Source organism: Streptomyces sp. NPDC056161, assembly GCF_042268025.1.
In the GTDB taxonomy this organism is placed as follows: domain Bacteria; phylum Actinomycetota; class Actinomycetes; order Streptomycetales; family Streptomycetaceae; genus Streptomyces.
Genome location: NZ_JBHJUV010000135.1, coordinates 1 through 4059 on the forward strand (window position 1 = coordinate 1; position 4059 = coordinate 4059).

At 63.9% G+C, this 4059-nt stretch carries 4 protein-coding genes and 1 pseudogene; 1 reads left to right on the forward strand and 4 read right to left on the reverse strand.

The genetic code is table 11. The features are described from left to right. Nucleotides 1-327: 327 nt before the first annotated feature. Nucleotides 328-456 (forward strand): annotated as a pseudogene (locus ACFC09_RS45830) (helix-turn-helix domain-containing protein); the annotation flags it as partial. Nucleotides 457-527: 71 nt separating this feature from the next. On the opposite strand, the gene ACFC09_RS45835 reads toward ACFC09_RS45830, so the two are convergent. From ACFC09_RS45835 to ACFC09_RS45850, 4 genes are all read right to left on the reverse strand, one after another. Continuing rightward, a complete protein-coding gene (locus ACFC09_RS45835; RefSeq protein WP_376539124.1) occupies nt 528-1262 on the reverse strand; it encodes an ABC transporter ATP-binding protein in 735 nt (244 codons plus the stop codon). 10 nt (nt 1263-1272) lie between these two features. After that, nucleotides 1273-1857: a hypothetical protein gene (locus tag ACFC09_RS45840; RefSeq protein WP_376539126.1), complete on the reverse strand. Its 585-nt coding sequence runs from the start codon at nt 1855-1857 to the stop codon at nt 1273-1275. Then, entirely contained in the window at nt 1854-3191 is a 1338-nt protein-coding gene (locus ACFC09_RS45845) for a hypothetical protein (RefSeq protein ID WP_376539128.1), read from the reverse strand. Before ACFC09_RS45845 ends, ACFC09_RS45840 begins: the two co-directional genes overlap by 4 nt. An 87-nt stretch (nt 3192-3278) precedes the next feature. Beyond that, on the reverse strand, nt 3279-3812 hold the full coding sequence (locus ACFC09_RS45850; protein ID WP_376539130.1) for a hypothetical protein: 534 nt from the start codon (nt 3810-3812) through the stop codon (nt 3279-3281). Between the last annotated feature and the right edge of the window lie 247 nt (nt 3813-4059).

Below are 4059 nucleotides of genomic sequence, written 5' to 3' on the forward strand. Positions count from 1 at the left end.
CCGACAAACCCAGACACCCGGCGGCCCTCCGCGACCACCGGGCACCCAGCCCTGCCCACACCCACCCTGACCAGGCCATATTTACGCGTCAGACACCAGATTCGATCCTCCATCACCGAGTTAAGTCGTACCCTTTCCGCCAGCAGATCCTTCAGCCGCCAAAGGGCGGCTTCGGCCTGCTCGCGGGTAGGCCCATCATCGCAGCATCGTCGGCTTATTGGTCCGAAGCGGTAGGGGTTCTGGGTCGGCGTCCCCTGTGTGAGCGAACTGACTCAGGATGCAGGGCAGTTGTCGCCTGCGGCGCAGGAGGCAATCCAGCTGCACGCGGTGGTCGCGTTGGCGGCGGGCCGGACACGCGAGGATGTTGCCGCGGTGCTCCACGTCTCGCTCAAGGCCGTGGATAACTGGTGGGCGAAGTGGCTGGTCAGCGGGCGCGAAGCACTCGCGGCCCAGCCGCGCGGACGCCGGGTCGGCGAGCATCTGGATCAGAGGTGGTACTCCGGGAGGCTGATCTTGGCAGTGGGCGATCAGAAGGAGCGGGGCGTAAGGGCGGCGTATGCCTCTTCGGCCAGGCGAGCGGTAGGGGTGCCGTGTGGTGCGTGGGCGAGGAAGTCAGCCGTGGCGCCGGTGAATGTGACTGTGCCGTTGGTGAGGACCGTGACGTGCTGTGATTCCTCGGCGAGGTCGGTGACGTCGTGGGAGGACATAAGGATGTCGACGTCGTCAGTCACGGTTTGGATGAGGTTACGGAAGATACGGCGTTGAGTAGGGTCCATGCCGGCAGTGGGTTCGTCGAGGAGGAGGACGTCGGCGTTGTGAACGAGGGCGGAAGCCACGCCGACGCGGCGCAGTTGCCCGCCGGAGAGTTGCTTCGTACGGACATCTTGGCGCTCGGCCAGGTCGACCTGTTGGAGGGCTCGGGCTGCGGCGTCCCAGGCGTCAACGCGGTTCATTCCCTTGAGCCAGCCGGTGTAGGCGACCTGTTCACGTGCGGTCAAGCCGTGCATCGCGGTGATCTGTTGCGGCATCCAGGCCACGCGTCCCCGGTACGCCGTGTCGCATGAACTCAGTTCGTTGAGGGTCACAGTTCCGGTTGCGGGACGAGTGACACCGGCCGCCAGTTTGAGCAGCGTCGACTTTCCCGCGCCATTGGGACCCAGAAGAATAGTGAAGCCCTTCGGCAGGCTATAAGTGAGGCCGCGCAGGATAAGGGGCTTGCGACGGCCGTAGCCAAAAATGCAGTCGGTGAGGGTCAGAGACACAGCCAGTTCCTTACAGAGCGCGGCGTTGAGTGGCGAAGGCGACCAAGCCGGCGGCGAACGTGAGAATCGCCGCTGCCAGCGAGATCAGGTGTCCTGGAGCGTGCGGGAGGATCGACCAGAAGTACGGGTAGCGGTATTGGTCGAAGCCGAAGAACATCACGAGGAATACCCAGGCGGATGGAGCGGCTACCGCTGCTTCGGCTTTGATGGCGTGAGCAAGAAGCATCAGACCGGTCAGGAACAGCATATTGCGGCCCGAAGCCCAAGCTTCCGGCGCTCCGGATGCTGCCCCAATCAACACGCCGCCGAGTGTGAGGGCGGCTGCTGCGCCGCAGATCAGGGCGAGGTCATAGCGACGGACCTCGCGCGCGGCGGCCGTCTCGGCTTCAGTGAGCCGAGAGGTCAGCGCGAGATTGAGGGCAGAGGCAGGCAGGATCGGGACCAGGTAAAGCAGAAAGATTCTGTTGTGCGATCCGGTGAGCAGTCCTGGCAATTCGATCGTCCATGCGTGCGCCAAGCCGATCACAACAAGGCAGGTCAACAGACTGGGCACCAGTACGGGCGCGATACGGCGGGCCTTGAACCACCAGATCATGACCGGGTGTCCTTACCCGCGTCCTTGCAGGCTCTGGCCAACTCCTTCTCATACCAAACCTTTTGCTGCTCCGGTGACAGTGCACGCGCCTCGGCCACGCGACGGTTCATGACCTGCATGACCTCGTCCGGGTTCGCGTACTGCTGCAGCTCTTGCTTCTGCCAGGCAATGTAAGGCTTGTCAGCTCCGGCCACGGTCGCGGCCCACAGCTTCGCGGAGCGGGAGTTGACCACGTCTGTGAATCGGCAAGCGAAGCGTACCTCGTGCAGCACGACCGATAGGCGCAGCAGTTCCCCGCCACCGTTGTGCCACTGCTTGGAAACGGGCATGTGCCAATGCCGATCAGTGGAGCGTGCAGCTACCCGGCCGGTACCGAGGGTGTCTTCAATACTCTCCGGCACGTGGACGGTGACACCGGCCTTGTCCAGTCGCTGGAAGCTGTCCCGGATCTCCTTCGCAGCCGCAGCAGGGCTCGCCCCGGTGCCGTCCGGGATGCAGACCCGAGGCGTTTCGCCAGCGCAGCGGGTCGGGACGTGCCCGGCCACCCGCGGGGCGAAGTAGGGGTCCCAACCTTGCACCGTGCGCAGGCAGGACACCATCGTGACGGCGGCGGCGAGTACGGCTGCGGTGCGCAGGACGATGCGTTGCCACGCGAGCCGCGTGGGGATCCAGGCGATGGCGAGGGCGGCGGCGATCGCCCCGGTGAACAGAATGTGCGGTGCGAGCGTGGACCAAGGAATCTCCTCGCCGATCATTACGCCACCGGACATTTTTCCGGACAGATGACGTTGCCAGGCCGGATTGTTGGTGGCGGACCAACCCACCAGATAGAAGACGCAAACCAACAGCAACGGGGCGGAGATGACGCGGTTGAAGCGAGAGCCGATCGCGAAGCCGATCACAATATAGGCCACCACCACGGCCATCGCCATCAGCAGCGGATTCAGCGAGGCGATGCTCGGCCAGACTCCGATGTCGATCAGACCCATGACTACGGGCAGCGTCAAGGTCAGCCACCCGGTGGCGAGGACCGGCAGCAGGGCATGCGCGGCGACACGAAACCGCGATCGCGCGGGCGCCAGCGCCCATACGCCGCCCTGCTTCAGGCGACCCGCTTCCCATGAACCCAGGGCCGCAGCGATGGGGTAGGCGAACATGTAGAAGGGGGCAACTGCCGCATCCACTATTGTCGGAGCCCACTCAAGCCCATCGCGCATCTCTGAATAGGCGGGATCGTCCCGAATGGCCTTGAAGAAATAGAAGGTGACGACGGCGATACATACCGGGGCGATCCACGCGGCGGCGCTCGTGCGCAGGCAGGTGAGGGTTTTCAAGCTCGGGTCTCCGAGAGTGAGTGGATGCGGTCAGGCCGCCCGACAATGTCGGTACGGCCTGACCAAGTTGGTCTCAGCTGGGTCAGATCAGTCCGCTGCTGCGGTGTCGACATACACCTTCTTGGCGCTCAGCCTCAGGTAGGGGTTGCTGGACTGTCCGCCGATCTTGTCGATCTCAAAGTAGGTGTCCCCTCTGGGAACGTTGTGCCACTCCCCACTGCTGACCTTGTCGCTTCCCGCAAAGCAGTTGGTGAAGTGCTTGGAGCCCTGAGACTCGTCAGGGCTCCAGTCCACGACGTGCCAGACCTTGACGTCGGTGGAGTAGACGTCACCGTCGGGAGAGCCGGTTCCTGCCCAGCAGCCGGTGAACTGGATCTGCGAGTACTGCTCGTCGGACCAACGCCGGGACTCGAAGCCGGCAGCCACGAATTCCAGATTGCTGCTGAAGTTGAGGACGTCGATGGGCGGTGTCGCAGGGCCGCTGATGGCGGCCTCGGTAGCCGCACTGTTATCGACCGTCCCTTGGTCGTCGCCTACTGCGACGGCGACGTTCATACCCGCCAGAAGTGAAGCTGCCGCTACGACGGCGATGGCGCCGCTACGCAACATGTGCGACTTCATACACACAATTCCTCCCCGAATTTGTTGTGTCAAAAGCCGAGCTGGACTCTGAGATAGAGCACACCGGCAGAGGGACTGCTGTCGTGCAGAGGCTGGTGAAGGTGAATCGCTCCGGCTTGTGGCTCGTCTCGGTGCATTCGGCTGAACTTGCTGGTCAGCGATCCAGCGCACCTTTGGTGCGCGCCGGGGGCGTGGTAAATCCCGTGGCGTGCGCCGGAGGTGCTTCTGTCTGCCCTGACGTGGGCTG

Bases quoted from the DNA above. Each gene is read 5' to 3' on its own strand.
- ACFC09_RS45840 (WP_376539126.1), bottom strand. From the start codon at position 1,857: ATGATCTGGTGGTTCAAGGCCCGCCGTATCGCGCCCGTACTGGTGCCC.
- ACFC09_RS45850 (WP_376539130.1), bottom strand. From the start codon at position 3,812: ATGAAGTCGCACATGTTGCGTAGCGGCGCCATCGCCGTCGTAGCGGCA.